Consider the following 1,426-nt stretch of genomic DNA (forward strand, 5'->3'; position numbering starts at 1 on the left):
AGACCTGGGCGTCGGTCATGGGCTCGGTCAGGCTCAGCGCATCCATCTCGCCGGGCATGTGCGCCACGGCGAGGGCGGGTAGCGAGTTGAGATCATTCTGACGCCACATCAGGCCCACCCCGGCGAAGGCGATGGCGACCGAGGCCGCCATGGCCAGCCAGGCACGACGCATGCCCACCTGGCGGCGACGCTCGCCCGTGGCCTGGGCGAGCAGGATCCGGTCGACGAGACCTTCGGGGAGGGGAATGGCCAGCGCGGCTTCGAGATCGTCGTCGAAACGCTGTGCGCGCTGCCAGAACGCGGCACAGCCGTCCTTGCAGCTGTCGCGATGGGCGATCAGTTCGGGAGCGCGCGAGCGCGGCTCGGCGCCGATGCGGCGGCGGAATTCGAGGCAGTTCATTTCCGGCCTCCTTCAGCCGCGGCGCGTCCGCCGAGCAGGTCCTTGAGACGCTGACGTGCGCGGAACAACTGGGTCATCACCGCGCCAGGCTGTTGATCGGTGGCGGCGGCGATCTCGTCGCAACTCATGCCACCGAGCACCTGCATGGCCAGGGGCTCGCGGTATTTGTCGGGCAACTTGAGCATGGCGTCGCGCACCTGGGCGGCATCGCCACTGCGCTCCGGGCTGGCAAAGGCGGCCTCTTCGGGCACGGTGTCGTCCAGTTCCACGGTGTCGAAGCGCTTTCGTTCGTAAAGGCGCGCGTGTTCGCGGCGCAAAATGGTGATCAGCCAGGGCTTCGCGGATTCGGCGTCGCGCAGCGAGTCGAGGTTTTTCCACGCGCGCAGGAAAGTCTCCTGGACCAGGTCCTGGGCCACGGACTCGTTGCGCGACAGCCAGAAGGCGAACCGGTAAAGGTCGGCCGACAGGGCGCGCACCATCGCTTCGTATTGGCGCTGCTTCGGGTTCACGTCCTTATGGACCGGAGGCATGGCCATTTCCTTTCAGATCCGCGCTCAGCGGACCTTGGACAGGATGCCGTCGAGCTCGTCGAGGCTGTGGTAATGGATGACGAGCTTGCCCTTGCCGCCGCGACCGTGCGCCAGTTCGACGCGCGTGGCGAAACGCTCCGCCAACTCCCGCTCCAGATTGGCGATGTTCGGGTCGGCCGGGTTGGCCTTGGCCTTGCCCTTCGGCGCCAGCTGCGCCTTGCGTGCGGCCTCTTCCAGTTCGCGCACGGTCCAGCCGTGGCGCGCAGCTTCCAGCGCCAGCGGTTCGGCGATGCTGTGCGGAAGGGTGAGAAGCGCGCGCGCGTGGCCCATTTCCAGCTTGCTCTCGTCCAGCAGCGTCTTGATCGACGCCGGCAGGTCGATCAGGCGCAGCAGGTTCGACACGGCGGCGCGCGAACGGCCGACGGCATCGGCTGCCTGCTGGTGCGTGAGGTCGAATTCGTCGATCAGGCGCTGCAGGGCCTGGGCTTCCTCGAGC

Annotated in this window: 3 protein-coding genes; all 3 read right to left on the minus strand. The window is 67.6% G+C overall.

Going from position 1 to position 1,426, the window contains the following annotated elements:
- On the minus strand, window positions 1-400 hold a 400-nt coding region (locus AC1DT2_RS23300; RefSeq protein ID WP_477299051.1), incomplete at its 3' end, for a DUF3379 family protein.
- Window positions 397-930: a sigma-70 family RNA polymerase sigma factor gene (locus AC1DT2_RS23305; protein ID WP_159890234.1), complete on the minus strand. Its 534-nt coding sequence runs from the start codon at window positions 928-930 to the stop codon at window positions 397-399. The genes AC1DT2_RS23305 and AC1DT2_RS23300, both read right to left, overlap by 4 nt.
- A 24-nt stretch (window positions 931-954) precedes the next feature.
- A partial coding sequence (locus AC1DT2_RS23310; RefSeq protein ID WP_477299052.1) for a ParB/RepB/Spo0J family partition protein occupies window positions 955-1,426 on the minus strand: 472 nt, incomplete at its 5' end.

The sequence above is a fragment of the Luteibacter sp. P4_E6 genome, assembly GCF_056401535.1.

Excerpts from the sequence above, each read along its gene's own strand:
- AC1DT2_RS23305 (WP_159890234.1), bottom strand. The coding sequence starts at position 930 with ATGCCTCCGGTCCATAAGGACGTGAACCCGAAGCAGCGCCAATACGAA.